The organism is Mesorhizobium sp. M7A.F.Ca.CA.002.09.1.1 (assembly GCF_003998555.1).
Taxonomy (GTDB): domain Bacteria; phylum Pseudomonadota; class Alphaproteobacteria; order Rhizobiales; family Rhizobiaceae; genus Mesorhizobium; species Mesorhizobium ciceri.
Genome location: NZ_RZRR01000025.1, coordinates 1 through 16,329, shown reverse-complemented (window position 1 = coordinate 16,329; position 16,329 = coordinate 1). Strand labels below are relative to the sequence as shown.

The 16,329-nt window shown below is 61.7% G+C and carries 19 protein-coding genes; 16 read left to right on the top strand and 3 right to left on the bottom strand.

All coding sequences use genetic code 11. The annotated features are described in order from the left end of the window. The 4 genes from EN994_RS02475 to EN994_RS02460 form a co-directional block, all read left to right on the top strand. A partial coding sequence (locus EN994_RS02475; protein ID WP_127307386.1) for a hypothetical protein occupies positions 1-407 on the top strand: 407 nt, incomplete at its 5' end. A 57-nt stretch (positions 408-464) separates the two neighbouring features. Then, entirely contained in the window at positions 465-1,253 is a 789-nt protein-coding gene (locus tag EN994_RS02470; RefSeq protein WP_063167850.1) for an ATP-binding cassette domain-containing protein, read from the top strand. 35 nt (positions 1,254-1,288) lie between these two features. Continuing rightward, entirely contained in the window at positions 1,289-2,125 is an 837-nt protein-coding gene (locus EN994_RS02465; RefSeq protein WP_050580490.1) for an ABC transporter permease, read from the top strand. Positions 2,126-2,178: 53 nt separating this feature from the next. Next, on the top strand, positions 2,179-2,754 hold the full coding sequence (locus tag EN994_RS02460) for a hypothetical protein (protein ID WP_244514294.1): 576 nt from the start codon (positions 2,179-2,181) through the stop codon (positions 2,752-2,754). A gap of 16 nt (positions 2,755-2,770) precedes the next feature. Here the strand turns inward: EN994_RS02460 and EN994_RS02455 are convergent, their stop codons facing one another. Together EN994_RS02455 and EN994_RS02450 are read right to left on the bottom strand one after the other, a co-directional pair. Then, complete coding sequence (locus tag EN994_RS02455) at positions 2,771-2,971, bottom strand: hypothetical protein (protein WP_013532050.1); 201 nt, start codon at positions 2,969-2,971, stop codon at positions 2,771-2,773. A gap of 201 nt (positions 2,972-3,172) precedes the next feature. After that, complete coding sequence (locus EN994_RS02450) at positions 3,173-4,111, bottom strand: LysR family transcriptional regulator (protein ID WP_013532051.1); 939 nt, start codon at positions 4,109-4,111, stop codon at positions 3,173-3,175. A gap of 123 nt (positions 4,112-4,234) precedes the next feature. On the opposite strand from EN994_RS02450, the gene EN994_RS02445 reads away from it, so the two are divergent. Genes EN994_RS02445 through gph form a run of 10 tightly spaced genes read left to right on the top strand, consistent with a single transcriptional unit; the run spans position 4,235 to position 14,212 of the window. After that, entirely contained in the window at positions 4,235-5,281 is a 1,047-nt protein-coding gene (locus tag EN994_RS02445; protein ID WP_013532052.1) for a class 1 fructose-bisphosphatase, read from the top strand. 8 nt (positions 5,282-5,289) lie between these two features. After that, positions 5,290-6,162, top strand: coding sequence for a phosphoribulokinase (locus tag EN994_RS02440; RefSeq protein WP_013532053.1), 873 nt, complete (start codon positions 5,290-5,292; stop codon positions 6,160-6,162). A gap of 10 nt (positions 6,163-6,172) precedes the next feature. Then, complete coding sequence (gene tkt, locus EN994_RS02435) at positions 6,173-8,185, top strand: transketolase (RefSeq protein ID WP_063167849.1); 2,013 nt, start codon at positions 6,173-6,175, stop codon at positions 8,183-8,185. An 11-nt stretch (positions 8,186-8,196) separates the two neighbouring features. Next, positions 8,197-9,276 carry a class II fructose-bisphosphate aldolase gene (fba, locus tag EN994_RS02430; protein WP_063167848.1) on the top strand — a complete coding sequence of 360 codons (1,080 nt, stop codon included), beginning with the start codon at positions 8,197-8,199 and terminating at the stop codon, positions 9,274-9,276. A 21-nt stretch (positions 9,277-9,297) separates the two neighbouring features. Then, positions 9,298-10,791 (top strand): ribulose-bisphosphate carboxylase large subunit, encoded by a 1,494-nt coding sequence (locus EN994_RS02425; protein ID WP_013532056.1) that lies wholly within the window; start codon positions 9,298-9,300, stop codon positions 10,789-10,791. Positions 10,792-10,809: 18 nt separating this feature from the next. Beyond that, a complete protein-coding gene (locus tag EN994_RS02420) occupies positions 10,810-11,244 on the top strand; it encodes a ribulose bisphosphate carboxylase small subunit (protein WP_013532057.1) in 435 nt (144 codons plus the stop codon). Between the two features lie 7 nt (positions 11,245-11,251). Next, complete coding sequence (cbbX, locus tag EN994_RS02415) at positions 11,252-12,190, top strand: CbbX protein (RefSeq protein ID WP_013532058.1); 939 nt, start codon at positions 11,252-11,254, stop codon at positions 12,188-12,190. Positions 12,191-12,248: 58 nt separating this feature from the next. Beyond that, positions 12,249-12,935, top strand: coding sequence for a ribulose-phosphate 3-epimerase (gene rpe, locus EN994_RS02410; protein ID WP_063167847.1), 687 nt, complete (start codon positions 12,249-12,251; stop codon positions 12,933-12,935). A 21-nt stretch (positions 12,936-12,956) separates the two neighbouring features. Then, positions 12,957-13,514, top strand: coding sequence for a thioredoxin family protein (locus tag EN994_RS02405; protein WP_013532060.1), 558 nt, complete (start codon positions 12,957-12,959; stop codon positions 13,512-13,514). Continuing rightward, complete coding sequence (gene gph, locus EN994_RS02400) at positions 13,511-14,212, top strand: phosphoglycolate phosphatase (protein ID WP_013532061.1); 702 nt, start codon at positions 13,511-13,513, stop codon at positions 14,210-14,212. The genes EN994_RS02405 and gph overlap by 4 nt, the downstream gene beginning before the upstream one ends. 47 nt (positions 14,213-14,259) lie before the next feature. Here gph and EN994_RS02395 read toward each other — a convergent pair whose 3' ends face one another. Then, the gene (locus EN994_RS02395) at positions 14,260-14,640 is read right to left on the bottom strand and encodes a cytochrome c family protein (protein WP_024504374.1); all 381 of its coding nucleotides are present in this window, start codon (positions 14,638-14,640) and stop codon (positions 14,260-14,262) included. Between the two features lie 363 nt (positions 14,641-15,003). Between EN994_RS02395 and EN994_RS02390 the strand changes: the two genes are divergently transcribed. Beyond that, positions 15,004-15,213 carry a hypothetical protein gene (locus EN994_RS02390; protein WP_013532063.1) on the top strand — a complete coding sequence of 70 codons (210 nt, stop codon included), beginning with the start codon at positions 15,004-15,006 and terminating at the stop codon, positions 15,211-15,213. Positions 15,214-15,246: 33 nt separating this feature from the next. Next, the gene (locus EN994_RS02385; protein ID WP_063167846.1) at positions 15,247-16,233 is read left to right on the top strand and encodes an ABC transporter substrate-binding protein; all 987 of its coding nucleotides are present in this window, start codon (positions 15,247-15,249) and stop codon (positions 16,231-16,233) included. The last annotated feature ends 96 nt before the right edge of the window (positions 16,234-16,329 follow it).

Genomic DNA, 16,329 nt, shown 5'->3' with positions numbered 1-16,329 from the left:
CCGGATTTGTCCTTGCTCCGATCGTAGCAAACGCCGACGATGCGACGTCAAAACCGTCGCGTGCCAGCAAGAACCTGCCGGAATTGATTATCGGTTCGGCCGATTCCACCTATGCGGTCAATCAGAAGGACTTCGAGCTGATCGCCGGCCAGGGCTATCGCTGGAAGATCACGTCCAAGGGCGGTTTCGAGTACAAGTTCGTGACCGATCTCTTCCGCAATGTCTGGATGGACCAGATCGTCATCAACGATTTGGAAGTGCATATGGACGGCGGACCGGCCTGGCTGGAATTCGACGACGCGGGAACGATCCAGGTGCAGTTCCATACCGTTCGCCCGGGCGAATATACCTGGTCGGTTCCCGACCTTGCCGACAAGGGACTGAAGGGCAAGATTACGATCAAGTAAGACAAAAGGCGATCAGGGGCGCCAATAGGCCAACGCGTCCTGAAGGAGCGATCCGGTATGCAGCATATGAGGACAAGCGGACCGGGAGACGAGGTGGCGGCGCTCGATGTCCGAGCCGTCAGCCATTCCTATGGCCAGAAGCGGGCGCTCAACGACGTCTCCTTCTCGATCGCGCCGGCGACTTTCACCGTTCTGCTCGGCCTCAACGGGGCCGGCAAGACGACGCTGTTCTCACTGATAAGCCACCTCTACGACACGCGTCACGGATCGATCCGCATCTTCAGCCATGACATTCGCCGCGCGTCCGGCGAAGCACTCAGGCGGGTCGGCATCGTGTTCCAGGCACGCACGCTCGATCTCGACCTCAGCGTCTACCAGAATCTCTCCTACCATGCCTCGTTGCATGGCATTGGCGGACGCGAAGCTCGCCAGCGCATTGCCGCGCTGCTGGAAACGGTCGACATGCAGGGCCGCCAGCATGACAAGGCACGCAGCCTCTCCGGCGGTCAGATGCGGCGCATCGAAATCGCCAGGGCGCTGCTGCACCGACCTTCCCTGCTCCTGCTTGACGAGGCGACCGTCGGCCTGGATATCGAATCTCGCGCGGGCATCCTCGCCACCATCCGCAAGCTCGTCCAAGCAGAGGGCATCGGCGTGCTCTGGGCCACGCATCTGATCGACGAAGTCGAAGACGCCGACCATGTCATCATACTGCGGCGGGGTGACCTGGTCGCCAGCGGCAAGGTGTCGGATGTGATCCGTGCGAACGGCGGAAGTTCGATTCGCGAAACCTTTTCGAAGCTCAGCCGCGTCGATGCGGCGGGCATGACGGAGACGTCGCCATGAGCGCCCCTTCGATGCCCGGAAAGGTCGCCGGCATCATGCCGGTGCGGTCCGAGCCATTCGGCCTGCGCCACTATCTCATTTGCCTGAAAGGCGTCGTCCTGCGCGAGTGCCTGCGCTTCCTGCACCAGCGCGAACGCTTCATTTCCTCGCTGGTCCGGCCGCTGGTCTGGCTGTTCATCTTCGCGGCCGGCTTTCGCCAGGTGCTTGGCGTGTCGATCATCCCGCCCTACAAGACCTATGTGCTCTACGAGGTCTATATCACGCCGGGCCTTTGCGGCATGATCCTGCTGTTTTCCGGCATGCAGTCTTCACTGTCGATGGTCTACGACCGCGAGATGGGCAACATGCGCATCCTGCTGGTCAGCCCGTTTCCGCGCTGGTTCCTGCTGGTGTCGAAGATGCTGGCCGGTGTGGCCGTATCGATCGTGCAGGTCTACGCGTTCCTGATCGTTGCCTGGTTGTGGGGCGTCAAAGCGCCGCCACTCGGCTATCTCTATGTTCTGCCGGCACTGTTCCTGTCGGGCATGATGCTTTGCGCGCTCGGCATGCTCTTGTCTTCGCTGATCAAGCAGCTTGAAAACTTCGCCGGCATCATGAACTTCGTCATCTTTCCCGGCTATTTCGCGTCTCCGGCGCTGTATCCCTTGTGGCGCATCCAGGAGGCGAGCCCCCTGCTCTACAAGATCTGCCTCTGCAACCCGTTCACCTATGCCGTCGAACTGATCCGTTTTGCCTTCTACGGGCAGATCGAATGGCTGTCGCTGGGCGTCGTCGCCGGCTGCACGCTGCTGTTCCTGGGCGGCGCCATCATCGCATACGACCCTTCGCGCGGTTTGGTGATCCGCAAACAGGACATGGGAGGAAACGCCTGATGGCGCGAATGAGACTTGTTCACACTCTGGTTCTGGTCACCACGCTTGCGTCGATGGAGGGCGCCGCCGCGGCAAACACCGATCCCGACTGGCCCTGCATGCAGCGTAAGGTGCCACAGCTCTCGCTTGGCCAGATCTGGAATGGGCCGGAGCTTCCGGCGACCGCGAAGGATTGGGCGAAGGATCCAGGCGTGTCGGCGCTTGTCGATGCTGTGGCGGCCCGGCGGACGCCGATTGCACAAGCCCAGAAGGAGATCAAGGATTTCGCGACTTCCCTACCGCCCGAGCAGGTCGCAACCAAAATGACGATGCTGGTGCAGGGAATGTTCGATCACATGGACGCCGAGCGTTCGCACGTGATCTCCGGCATCTCCCGCTATGCCCACAAACAGCTGGAAATGGCGGCACAGTTGCGCAAGGAAGCATCCGAAGTGGACGCGCTGCGCGCCAAGGCCGATGCGGATCCGGACGAAGTAGAACGGCGAACCGATCAACTGAATTTCGCGACGCGAATTTTCAACGAACGCGTCCAGTCGCTGACTTATGTCTGCGATGTGCCGACGATAATCGAGCAGCGGCTTTACCAGTTGTCGAAGACTGTCTCGGAAACGCTCATCGTGAAGAAATAGACCTTGGCCGCCTGTCTCACGACTCTCTGCCAGGCAGCACACGCCAGCGCTGCACGAAATAACCGGGATGCGTCTCGATCCACCTTGCCACCAGCGGCTGCGCCTGCATGAAGGCAGTCCCGGGATTCATCGCCAGACCGTCTACCATTTCCTCGCGTTGTTCGCAGGTCCGCGGTCCATCCGTCAGGCAGACCATCATAACGAGTGTGTAAAGCATTACCCCTTTTCCCCATCGAATTCCCGAACCCATACCCGGGAGAGTTCCGAACAGTCTGCAGGGGTTGCACATACAGATCGCTTACGGTGTGAAAGGACGTGGCCCCCGCTCTTTCGCACTGCAACATAACATATCGCTTATATAATACCAACGAGCGCGGGCGTTCTCCACCGGACTTTCATCCGTTGCGCTCGTGCAGTGTCATCCAGCCTTGTCTGGATACAGCTTTCCGAAAAGGGGCAGGTACATTGCGCCCTTGCGCATCAGGAAATCGTTGAATGTGGCCATCGCCGGCGAGATTGCGTGATCGGTTCGCATCACCGAGAACCATTGTCGGCGGATCGGCATGCCGACAACGTCGAGGATGACAAGCCGGCCTGCCTCGGTTTCCGCAGCGATGGTGTGAGCAGAGATGAAGGCGATGCCCAGACCAGCCATCACCGCCTGCTTGATCGTTTCGTTCGAGGCCATCTCGACACCGAGGTCGTCGATGCGCCCAGGCACGTCGCTCAGGAATATTTCCAACGAGATACGGGTTCCGGAGCCGGGCTCGCGAATAAGGAAATGCTCCTCGGCAATCCGCTCCTTGGAGATATCGCGCGCCGCCACCAAGGGATGGTCGGGCGGCGCGATGATGACCAGCGGATGATCACCGAAGACCGAAGCACGCACCGGAACCTCTTTCGCCGGACGCCCCATCAGCGCGATATCGATGTCGTGGTTCCTGAGGTTGTCGATCGTCTGGGCACGATTGCCGATGGCAAGCCGCATGTCGATGTCGGGATGGTCCTTCATGAACGCAGCCATCAGCCGCGGCGCGAAATATTTGGCTGTGGAAACGACGCCGAGCCTCAAGCTGCCGGTGCGTACGCCCTTGATGGCATCCATCTTGTCTTCGAGCAAACCGAGATGCTCCTCGATAACCTGCGCTGTCTCGACGAAAGCCAGACCTGCGGCAGTGGGACGCATGCCGTCCGACGTTCGGTCGAACAGAGCCAGCTGGAATTCTTCCTCCACTTGTCGCAGTTGGATTGTCAGCGCTGGAGGAGACAGGCCTAACATCTTGGCTGCGCTGACAATTTTGCCGCACTTGATGATTGCCTGGACGGTCTTGAAATGCTTGAGCGTGAGGTTTCTCATGTCGCATACTAAGTTATTTTTACTGACCAGGTAAAGTTATTGAATTTTACTTATCGTGTGACGTTTGTTTCCATTCCTCCAGTCCAGCCGCTCCGAGGAGATGCGGCCGGAGGGGAGGTTACGATGCCAGCGGCAACGCTCGACGCTTTTCTGAACTCCTATCTCGGCCAGCCAGACGAATTCCGCTCGGCCGTTGTGACGACCGTCCGTCAGTTGACACAGGCCGCCATCAAGGTCCGCAACACCATCAACCAAGGGGTGCTCGGCGCCGCCTTTGCCGAGACCCGTGGCGCCAATGCCGACGGCGACGTCCAGAAGGATCTCGACGTCTTCTCCGACGACATCTTCCTCGACGCCATGCGCCGTGCGCCGGTGGCGCTTTACGCCTCCGAGGAGCTGGAGCAGCCAGTCCTGCTCGACAGGCAAGCGCCACTCGCCATTGCGATCGACCCGCTCGACGGCTCTTCCAACATCGACACCAACGTGTCGATCGGAACGATCTTCTCGCTCCTGACCGCAACTGGCGCGCCGGACGCTGATCCGGCCGCCTCTTTCTTGCAGGCGGGCGTGAACCAGCTAGGCGCCGGTTTCTTCATCTATGGGCCGCAGCTGGCACTCGTCCTGTCGCTCGGCAGCGGCACGCATGTCTTCGTCTTCTCGACAAGGCTCGGCACCTTCGTCCAGGCCTATGAAAGCCGGATCATTCCGCAACGCACTCAGGAGTTCGCCATCAACGCCGCCAACTACCGGCACTGGGACGAGGCTGTGCGGCTCTATGTCGACGACTGCCTGGAGGGCACCGAAGGACCGCGCGAGAAGGATTTCAACATGCGCTGGATCGCCTCTCTGGTCGCCGACTGTTACCGCATATTGATGCGCGGCGGCGTTTTTCTCTACCCCGGCGATCGGCGCAAGGGCTATGGTCAGGGACGGCTGCGCCTCGTCTACGAGGCCAACCCGATCGCCTATCTCATAGAGCAGGCTGGTGGTGCCGCCACCGACGCGATCACCCGCATCCTGGAAATCGAGCCCGAGAGCCTGCATCAGCGCGTGCCGATGATCTTCGGGTCGGCGCGGGAAGTCGCGCGCATCACGCGCTACCACACAGAGCCGAGCAACATCGGTGAGCGTGCGCCGCTGTTCAGCCGCCGCGGCCTGTTCAGAGCCTGAGCTGCACCATGTCAGCCAAGCACCCCATCATCACCATCACCGGGTCGTCGGGCGCCGGCACGACCTCGGTCAAGCGCATCTTCGAGCTGATTTTCCGGCGCGAGAACATCGAGGCCGCTTTCATCGAAGGCGACGCATTTCACCGCTACGACCGCGCGGCGATGAAGGCAAAGGTGGCCGAGGAGGAAAAGGCCGGCAACCCGAACTTCACCCATTTCAATGCCGCGGCCAACGAACTCGGAATTCTCGAAGAGGTGTTCGCGGAATATGGCCGTCGCGGAACCGGCAAGACCCGCACCTACATTCATGATGAGGAAGAGGAAAAGCAGCACGGCACGCCACCGGGAACCTTTACCGAATGGCGCGAATTCGCTCCCAGCGACCTGCTCTTCTACGAGGGGCTGCACGGCTGTGTCGTCACCGACACGATCAATCTGGCCAAGCATGCGGATCTCAAGATCGGCGTCGTGCCGGTCATCAATCTCGAATGGATCCAGAAGATCCATCGCGACCGTTCGACACGCGGCTATTCCACCGAGGCGGTGATGGACGTGATCCTGCGCCGGATGCCCGACTATGTCCGCTACATTGTCCCGCAATTCTCGCAGACCGCCATCAACTTCCAGCGCGTGCCGATCGTCGATACGTCCAACCCGTTCATCGCGCGCTGGATTCCGACACCCGACGAATCGATGCTGGTTATCCGCTTCGCCAATCCGCGCGGCATCGATTTTCCGTATCTGCTGTCGATGATCCACGACTCGTTCATGTCGCGGCCAAATTCCATCGTGGTGCCAGGCAACAAGCTCGATCTTGCCATGCAGCTGATCCTGACGCCGCTCATCCTGCAATTGGTTGAACGCAAGAGCCGTGTGTCGTGAGGAGGATGCAATGACCAGCCAAACAGCACTGAAGCCCGTCACCACAACCGCTCTCGTCTCTGAGCGCGACATGGCGAACGCCATTCGCGCGCTGGCGATGGACAGCGTCCAAAAGGCGAATTCGGGTCATCCCGGCATGCCGATGGGCATGGCCGATGTCGCAACGGTGCTGTTCAACCGCTTCATCAATATCGATCCGTCGAGACCGGACTGGCCCGACCGTGACCGTTTCGTGCTTTCAGCCGGCCACGGCTCGATGCTGCAGTACGCGCTGCATCATCTGCTCGGCTACGAAGACATGCAGGTCGAGGAATTGCAGCGATTTCGGCAGCTGGGCAGCCGCACCGCCGGACATCCGGAATACGGCCATGCGCTTGGCGTGGAGACCACCACCGGACCGCTTGGACAGGGCATTTCCACGGCGGTCGGCATGGCGCTGGCGGAACGCATGCTTGCCGCCCGCTACGGTGCCGATCTGGTCGATCATCATACCTATGTGATTGCGGGCGACGGCTGCCTTCAGGAGGGAATCAGTCACGAGGCGATAGATCTCGCTGGTCACCTGAAGCTTTCCCGCCTGATTGTCTTCTGGGACGACAATGCGATTTCCATTGACGGGCCGACCTCCCTCTCCACGTCGATGGACCAGCCGGCGCGCTTCAAGGCCGCCGGCTGGGATGTCCAAAGTGTCGCCGGGCACGACATGGCAGCAGTCGCCGCGGCAATCGAGGCGGCGCGGCGGTCGGATCGGCCATCGCTGATTGCCTGCCGCACAGTGATCGGCATGGGTGCCCCCAATCTCGGCGGTTCGGAAAAGACGCACGGCGCACCGCTGGGTGAAGCAGAGATCGCCGCGACACGCGAAAACATCGGCTGGGCCCACGCGCCGTTCGAGGTGCCGGATGATATCCTTTTCGCCTGGCGCGAGATTGCCGGTCGCGGCGAAGCGATGCGGCGCGCCTGGGAGCAGCGGCTTGCCGCCTCGCCGCGACGCGAGGCTTTTGAAAACGCCGTCGCCGCCGAACTGGCCGACACGGTCTTCGACGCGCTCGAAGCCTTTCGTCGCGAACATGTCGAGAAGGCAACCAAGGTGGCGACGCGAAAAGCCTCCGAAATGGTGCTGGAGGCCATCAACGGCGCAACGGAATTGACCGTCGGCGGCTCGGCCGATCTGACGCACTCGAATCTGACGATCACCAAGGGCATGAACCGCATTGCGCCGAGTGACTATGCCGGCCGCTACATTCACTACGGCATTCGTGAACACGGCATGGCGGCCGCCATGAACGGCATCGCGCTGCATGGAGGGTTCGTGCCCTATGGCGGTACGTTCCTGTGCTTCGCCGATTATGCGCGCGGCGCGATGCGGCTCTCGGCGCTCATGGGCCAGCGCGTCATCTATGTGATGACACACGATTCCATCGGCCTCGGCGAGGACGGCCCGACGCACCAGCCGGTCGAGCACCTGGCGATGCTGCGTGCCACGCCCAATCTCAACGTCTTCCGTCCGGCGGATGTCATCGAAACGGCGGAGTGCTGGGAACTCGCGCTGAAGAGCAAGGATCGGCCGAGCGTGCTGGTGCTGTCGCGCCAGAACCTGCCGATGCTGCGTCGGTCGCACAGTGACGAGAACCGCTCCCGCCAGGGTGCCTACGTCCTGCGCGAACCAGCCGAGCACCGTGCCGTCACCCTGATCGCCACCGGCTCGGAGGTCGAGATCGCGGTTGCTGCCGCCGAAAGGCTGGAGACCGAGCATGGCGTCGCCGCCGCCGTCGTGTCGATGCCGTGCTGGGAGCTTTTCGAGGAGCAGGAAAGAGCCACCCGCAAGGCCGTCCTCGGCTCGGCGCCGCGCGTCGCGGTCGAAGCGGCAGCCCGGCTGGGCTGGGACCGCTGGATCGGCGAGACCGGCGCTTTCGTCGGCATGACCGGCTTCGGCGCCAGCGCCCCTGCCCCCGACCTCTACCGGCATTTCAACATAACGTCCGAAGCGGTTGCTGCAGCGGCGCTGAAGCTCATCATCTAGGAGGATTCACAATGGCTCGCATCACCCTTCGCCAGCTTCTCGACCATGCCGCCGAGCACGGCTACGGCGTACCGGCATTCAACATCAACAACATGGAACAGGGCCTCGCCATCATGGAAGCGGCCAAGGCCTGCGACGCGCCTGTCATCATCCAGGCTTCGCGTGGCGCCCGGACCTATGCCAACGACATCATGCTGGCCAAGATGATGGAGGCGCTGACCGAAATCCACCCAACCATCCCGCTATGCATCCATCAAGACCACGGCAACAGCGAGGCCACCTGCCTTTCCGCGATCCGCCACGGCTTCACCTCGGTGATGATGGACGGATCCTTGATGGCGGACGCCAAGACGCCGGCAAGCTACGACTACAACGTCGCCATAACCGAACGCGTCGCACGTATGGCGCATTGGGTCGGCGCTTCCGTCGAAGGCGAACTGGGCGTGCTCGGCTCGCTGGAAACCGGCCAAGGCGAGGCCGAGGATGGCCACGGCGCCGAGGGCGCGCTCTCCCACGACCAGCTCCTGACCGATCCCGATCAGGCGGTCGACTTCGTGACCGCAACCCAAGTCGACGCGCTGGCGATTGCCTGCGGCACCTCGCACGGTGCCTACAAATTCACCCGCAAGCCGGACGGCGACATCCTGGCCATGCAGGTGATCGAGGCGATCCACGAGAAGCTGCCCAACACGCATCTGGTCATGCACGGCTCTTCCTCTGTGCCGCAGGAGTTGCAGGACATCATCAACAGATACGGCGGCGAGATGCCCCAGACTTTTGGCGTCCCGGTCGAGGAGATCGAGCGCGGCATCCGCTACGGCGTGCGCAAGGTCAATATCGACACCGATTGCCGCATGGCCATGGCCGGGCAGTTCCGCCGCGTCGCGACGGAAGACCCGCGCGAGTTCGATCCCCGCAAATTCCTGAAGCCCGCCATGGATGCCTTGCGCGACCTTTGCCGGGACCGCTTCGAGCGTTTCGGTACGGCGTCCAACGCCTCGAAGATCAAGGTCATCGCCATGGACGAGATGGCGAAACGTTACGCCGCGGGAAAACTCGACCCCCAAATCGCAACCGCGAAAGCCGCCTGAGCAACAAACAGGAGACCTGTCATGAACAAGATCGACATACTGCCAGCGGGGACGCTCAAGGAAGGCAAGGAGCGCTACAAGTCAGGGGTCATCCCCTACAAGAAGATGGGCTACTGGGAGCCTGACTACAGGCCCAAGGAAACCGATCTGATCGCCATGTTCCGGATCACGCCGCAACCCGGTGTCGACCACGAGGAGGCGGCAGCCGCCATCGCCGGTGAATCCTCCACCGCGACGTGGACCGTGGTGTGGACCGACCGGCTGACAGCTTGCGAGCTCTATCGCGCCAAGGCGTTCAGATCCGAGCCGGTGCCGAACACCGGTCCCGGAACCAAGACCGAGCAACAGTACTTCGCCTACATCGCCTACGACCTCGACCTGTTCGAGCCGGGCTCGATCGCCAACCTGACCGCATCGATCATCGGCAATGTGTTCGGCTTCAAGGCAGTCAAGGCGTTGCGGCTGGAAGACATGCGTATCCCGGTGGCGTATCTCAAAACCTTCCAGGGGCCGGCGACCGGCATCGTGGTGGAGCGTGAGCGGCTCGACAAGTTCGGCCGGCCGCTGCTCGGCGCAACGACGAAGCCGAAGCTCGGCCTGTCGGGACGCAATTACGGGCGCGTCGTTTATGAAGCGCTGAAGGGCGGCCTCGACTTCGTCAAGGACGACGAGAATATCAACTCGCAGCCCTTCATGCATTGGCGCGACCGCTTCCTCTACTGCATGGAGGCCGTGAACAAGGCGTCGGCCGCCACCGGCGAGGTCAAGGGCCATTATCTCAACGTCACCGCCGGCACGATGGAGGAGATGTACGAGCGCGCCGAATTCGCCAAGCAACTTGGCTCCTGCATTGTGATGATCGATCTGGTCATCGGCTACACGGCGATCCAGTCGATGGCCAAGTGGGCACGCCGCAACGACATGATCCTGCACCTGCACCGTGCCGGCAACTCGACCTATTCGCGCCAGAAGAACCACGGCATGAATTTCCGCGTCATCTGCAAATGGATGCGCATGGCCGGCGTCGACCACATCCATGCCGGCACGGTGGTCGGCAAGCTGGAAGGCGACCCGCTCATGATCAAGGGATTTTATGACACGCTGCGCGAGGAGCGCACGCCGCAGAACCTCGAAACCGGGCTGTTCTTCGATCAGGAATGGGCCTCGCTCAACAAGGTGATGCCCGTTGCCTCGGGCGGCATCCATGCCGGCCAGATGCACCAGTTGATCCACTATCTCGGCGAGGACGTCATCCTGCAGTTCGGCGGCGGCACGATCGGCCATCCGGACGGTATCCAGGCAGGCGCGACGGCCAATCGCGTCGCCTTGGAAGCGATGATCCTGGCCCGCAACGAGGGGCGCGATTATTTGCGCGAAGGGACCAAGATCCTCGAACAGGCGGCCAGATGGTGCACGCCGCTGAAGGCTGCCCTGGAGACCTGGAAGGACGTCACCTTCAACTACGAATCGACCGACACGGCCGACTTCGTGCCAACCGCAACGCCCAGCTTCTAGACGAAAGGAACCGTCGTCATGATGACCAATCCGGGAAACAAGGTCACACAGGGGCAGTTCTCGTTCCTGCCCGACCTGACCGACGAGCAGATTTCGGCGCAGATCAAATACGCGCTGAAGAACCATTGGGCGGTCAGCGTCGAGTACACGGACGATCCGCATCCGCGAAACACCTATTGGGAAATGTACGGCAACCCCATGTTCGACTTGAAAGATCCGGCGGGCATACTGCTCGAGGTCAATGCTTGCCGGAAAGCCTGTCCGAACATGTATGTGCGGGTAACCGCCTTCGATTCGACCAAAGGCTGGGAAGCGCCGCGCATGTCGTTCATTGTCAACCGGCCGCCCAGCGAACCCGGGTTCCGGCTGCTGCGCCAGGAGCGTGACGGCCGCAGCCAGGGTTATTCGATCGTGCCTTATGCGACCGACAGGCCCGAAGGCGAGCGGAGCTAGCCGAACCATGCTGAACGCGATGACAAAGGACGCTGCCGCACAAGACGCGACGGTTGATCTGCAGGCCGAGTTCGAGGCGTCCAACATCGACGAGGTGATGGACAAGCTCGACCGAGAACTCGTTGGCCTGAAGCCGGTCAAGACCCGCATCCGCGAGATCGCCGCCCTCCTCCTGGTCGACCGGCTTCGCCGCAGGTTCGGACTGACATCGGGCGCGCCGACGCTGCACATGAATTTCACGGGAAATCCTGGCACCGGAAAGACCACGGTGGCGCTGAGGATGGCCGAAATCCTGCATCGTCTGGGTTATGTCCGCGAAGGCCACATGGTCGCCGTGACTCGCGACGATCTCGTCGGCCAGTATGTGGGCCACACCGCGCCCAAGACCCGCGAGGTGATCAAGCGTGCCATGGGCGGCGTGCTTTTCATCGACGAGGCCTACTATCTCTACAAGCCAGAGAACGAACGCGACTACGGCCAGGAATCGATCGAAATCCTGCTGCAGTGCATGGAGAACAACCGTGACGATCTGGTTGTGATCCTTGCCGGCTACAAGAACAAGATGGACCGCTTCTTCGACAGCAATCCCGGCATGCGTTCGCGCATCGCCCACCACCTCGATTTCCCTGACTATGGCGTCAGCGAACTGAAATCGATCGCCGAGATTATGCTCGCGGAGCAGAATTATCGCCTCAGCGAGGCGGCGTCCCAGGCGCTCGAAGAGTATCTTCCGATCCGCATGAGGCTGCCGCATTTCTCCAACGCGCGTTCGGTTCGCAATGGGCTCGACCGGGCGCGGCTGCGGCAGGCCAACCGGCTTTTCGCATCGCGCAGCCGGGTGTTGACCAAGGCCGATCTTATCACCATCGAGGAATCCGACATTCGCGGCAGCCGCGTGTTCGCGGAAGGGAAACTGGAAGGCGAACCGGAGACGAAGATGCGCTGACACGACGAAGCGGCCGGCGCAGCGACCAACACCGCAGACAGAATTGGAGACGACGACCATGGTCACCGGGACAATCATCGCACCCTCCGTGCTTTCCGCGGATTTCTCGCGGCTCGGCGACGAGGTCGAAGCTGTCGTGCGGGCGGGTGCCGACTGGATCCATCTCGACGTGATGGACGGCCACTTCGTGCCCAACATCACCTTCGGTCCGCCGGTGATCAAGGCGATCCGCGACCGAACGGACAAAATCTTCGACTGCCATCTGATGATCGCGCCGGCCGACCCCTATCTGGCCGCCTTCGCCGACGCCGGTTGCGACATCATCACGGTGCATGCAGAGGCCGGGCCGCATCTCGATCGTTCCCTGCAGGCGATCAAAAATCTCGGCAAGAAGGCCGGCGTATCGCTGAATCCTTCGACGCCGGAGAGCGTCATCGAATATGTGCTCGACAGGCTCGATCTGGTGCTTCTGATGACGGTCAATCCAGGCTTCGGCGGCCAGGCCTTCATTTCCGCGGTCATCGAGAAGATCAGGCGAATCAAGGCATTGGTTGGCCACCGCCCGATTGACATCGAAATCGATGGCGGCGTCACGGCCGAAACCGCCCCGCTGGTCGCCGCGGCCGGCGCCAATGTGCTGGTCGCCGGGTCGGCCGTGTTCAAGGGGGGCACCGAGGCGGCCTACCGCGCCAACATTGGAACCATCCGACAGGCGGCCGACGGTGCGATCCGGAAAGCCGCGTAAACCATTTCATCGGAGGCAAGCATGGCGGCCGTTCCCCCTGTCTGCGATTTCGGCTGGCGCGCGATCGATGCCGTTTTGCCCGGCGTCGACGGCAGGTCGCATTCGATCCTCAGCCAGGCCGGCCCGAACGGCCTGGTCGTGGCCTTCATCTGCAATCACTGCCCTTATGTGAAGGCGGTGATTTCACGTATCGTGCGCGATGCCAACGACCTCAAGGCCGAAGGTATCGGCTTTGTCGCAATCAACTCGAACGATGCCGACACCTACCCGGAGGATTCCTTCGACCAAATGAAGCTCTTCGCCACGACGAACGGCTTCAGCTTCCCTTACCTGCACGACCAGCGCCAAACTGTAGCGCGCGATTACGTGGCGGTGTGCACTCCCGATTTCTTCGGGTTCAACAGCGAGTTGGGATTGCAATATCGCGGTCGGCTGGACGCCTCGCGACGAGAAGCCGGAGCGCCCGGGCTGAGACGCGATCTGTTCGAGGCGATGAAGCAGGTTGCCCGAACCGGCGACGGGCCGCTGGACCAGGTCGCCTCGATCGGCTGCTCGATCAAGTGGAAGGATGACGCATGAACGTCGGCGCAGGTAGGCCGCTTCGATCGCCGAAGGCGATCCTGTTCGACCTCGACGGCACGCTGGTCGACTCGGCACCGGACATAGCGGCCGCCGTCAACGAATTGCTGGCCAGCCGCGATCTGCCGCCGCTGCGCCTGGACCGGGTCAAGGCCATGATCGGCGGCGGTGTCAGGAAACTGATCGAGCGAGCCTTCGCGGCATCGGGAGCGCCACTGCTCGGCAACGCTCTCGATGAGGCAAACCGCGTCATGGCGCCTATCTACCGCCGGCACCTGACCGGCCTGACAAGGCTGATGCCTGGCGTCAGGGAGGCCCTCACCCACTTTCATTTGGGCGGAGTAAGCATGGGGGTGGCAACCAACAAACCGCAGTTGGCGACCCGCGAAATCCTGCTTCATTTCGGATTGACGGAATATTTCGGTGCGATCGTCGGCGGAGACGCGGTGACATACCTGAAACCGGCGCCCGATGCCCTGCTGCTGGCGTTGGCACAACTAGGCGTCGACCCGGGTGACGCGCTGCTGGTCGGAGACAGTGGCGCTGACCTGGGCGCCGCACGCGCCGCCGGCATGCCCGTCATTCTGCTGCGTGGCGGCTACAGCCACATTCCGGTGGAAGAGCTTGGCGCCGATCTTGTTTGCGACAGCCTTTTCGATCTGCCTTCGGCAATGCAGGGGCTGCAAGCCGATGCGTGATCGAGGCGAACGCCGGCCGAACGCAAGTTCGAACGGCCGGCGGCGCGCTATTTCGAGAATTGCTTCAGATAGGCGATGACATTGGCGATGTCTTCGTCCTGTTTGAGGCCGACAAACGCCATCTTTGTTCCTTTGACCATGGCCTTGGGATCGTGAAGGTAAGTCTTCAGCGTGGGTTCATCCCATTTGACGCCGGACTTGCCTGCCGCGACCATCGCCTGAGAATAGCTGAACCCCGGGTGCGTGCCGGCTGTTCGGCCGATGACGCCGTTCAACGACGGGCCGACCTTGTTCTTGTCCTGGTCGGCGACATGGCAGACCTTGCATTTGGCGAAGACCTTCTCACCCGCCGCCGCGTCCTGTGCCTGGGATTGGCTCGCGATGAAGGGCACAACGGACATGACTGCGAAAAATGCGATTGCGCGCATGGTATTTCCTCATTGATCGTCTGGGTGCCCTGGACGATTTGTGCATGCCGATCCTTTGATCCGTCGGCATGCGCCTTACGCGGTGGCGTGGAAATTCCGCTTCTCCCGTGGAGCCGCGCCACGTCACCTGGAAGCTAATCGGCATGTTGTGAAAGTCAATCGTACAAAGGTTTAGAGGCCTGGGTGCTCAAGGATCCTGTCCATTCGTCTTTGTTGACGGCTATTGGGCGAGCGCGTAGCTTGACCTCATTCCGGTTTCTCCATTGGCACCTTGAGAAATCCGGCAAGTGGCGGTTTTGTCCTGGCTCCTGGTTGGGCTGGACTCGCCGAGATGGGCGTTTGGGAACGCGCAAGAGGTGCTGAATGGACATGGTCGATCTCATATTGACGGTTTGCCTCAGCGCCAATCCGAGCAATTGCCGAGACGAACATCTCTATTTCGAGAGCCGCGGCACCCTGTTCCAATGCATGTTCCTTGCCCCCAGCGAAATCGCGAAATGGTCTCAAGAACACCCGACCCTCAAGGTCATGCGCTGGAAATGCGCATTTCCGAGCAAGGAACGAGCCATCTGATTTGGCAGCGCGGAACCCTGGGGAGGAGGTGTCATGATGGTTTCACGGCGCATGACGTTGCGTCTGGCGGTTCTCGGGACAGCCGCTGTTCTTGCTACCAGGCCAGCCGTTGCGGCAGCCAGGATTCGCCTCGGTGTGCTGAAGTTTGGAACCGTGAGTTGGGAACTCGATACGCTACGGCAGCACAAGTTCGATGCCGCGAACGGGATCGATCTGGAGATCATCGACTTCGCCGGCGAGGATGCAACCAACGTCGCGATGCAGGCTGGCGCGATCGACATGATCGTTTCCGACTGGCTGTGGGTCTCGCGCCAGCGCTCCGAAGGCGGCGACCTCACATTGTTCCCCTATTCCACCGCCGTGGGCGCGATCATGGTGAAGGAGGGTTCACCGATCCGGACGGTCGCCGATCTCAAGGACAAGAAGATCGGCGTCGCCGGCGGCCCGCTCGACAAGAGTTGGCTGCTGATACAAGCGCTGACCAGACGCGATCTCGGCGTCGACCTGTCGGCAACCAGCGACATCGTCTTTGGCGCGCCGCCGCTGATTTCGGAAAAGGCGATACAGGGCGAACTCGATGCAGTGCTGAATTTCTGGCATTTTTGCGCCCGTCTCGAGGCCAATGGCTTCCGTCGATTGATCGGCGTGAATGACGCGGCAAAGACGCTTGGGGCTCTGGGACCCGTGTCGGCGCTCGGTTACGTCTTCCATGACCAATGGGCGAACGAGAACCCCGATGCCGTCAGGGGGTTCGTGAGGGCGTCCGCGCAAGCCAAAGACTTGCTGGCCAGATCCGATGACGAATGGCTGCGTCTGGCGCCGATCATTCGCGCGGAAGGCAAGGAACTGGAAAAACTGCGCGATCGCTATCGTCAGGGCATTCCCAGACGGTCGGTCGCCGAGGAAGCGGCTGACGCCGGCAGGCTATACCATGTGCTGGCGGCGATCGGCGGCGCGAAGCTGGTCGGCAGCGCGGCGGAGATGGCGCCCGGCACATTCTGGCAGGAACCCTGGAAATGACCGCATCGGAAACCGACGGCACGCGTGATGCCCCGCCGAGCATGTCCGGCCGACGCAGCCTGGCGACGGCACTGGCGCCCGCGCTGACCGTAGCGG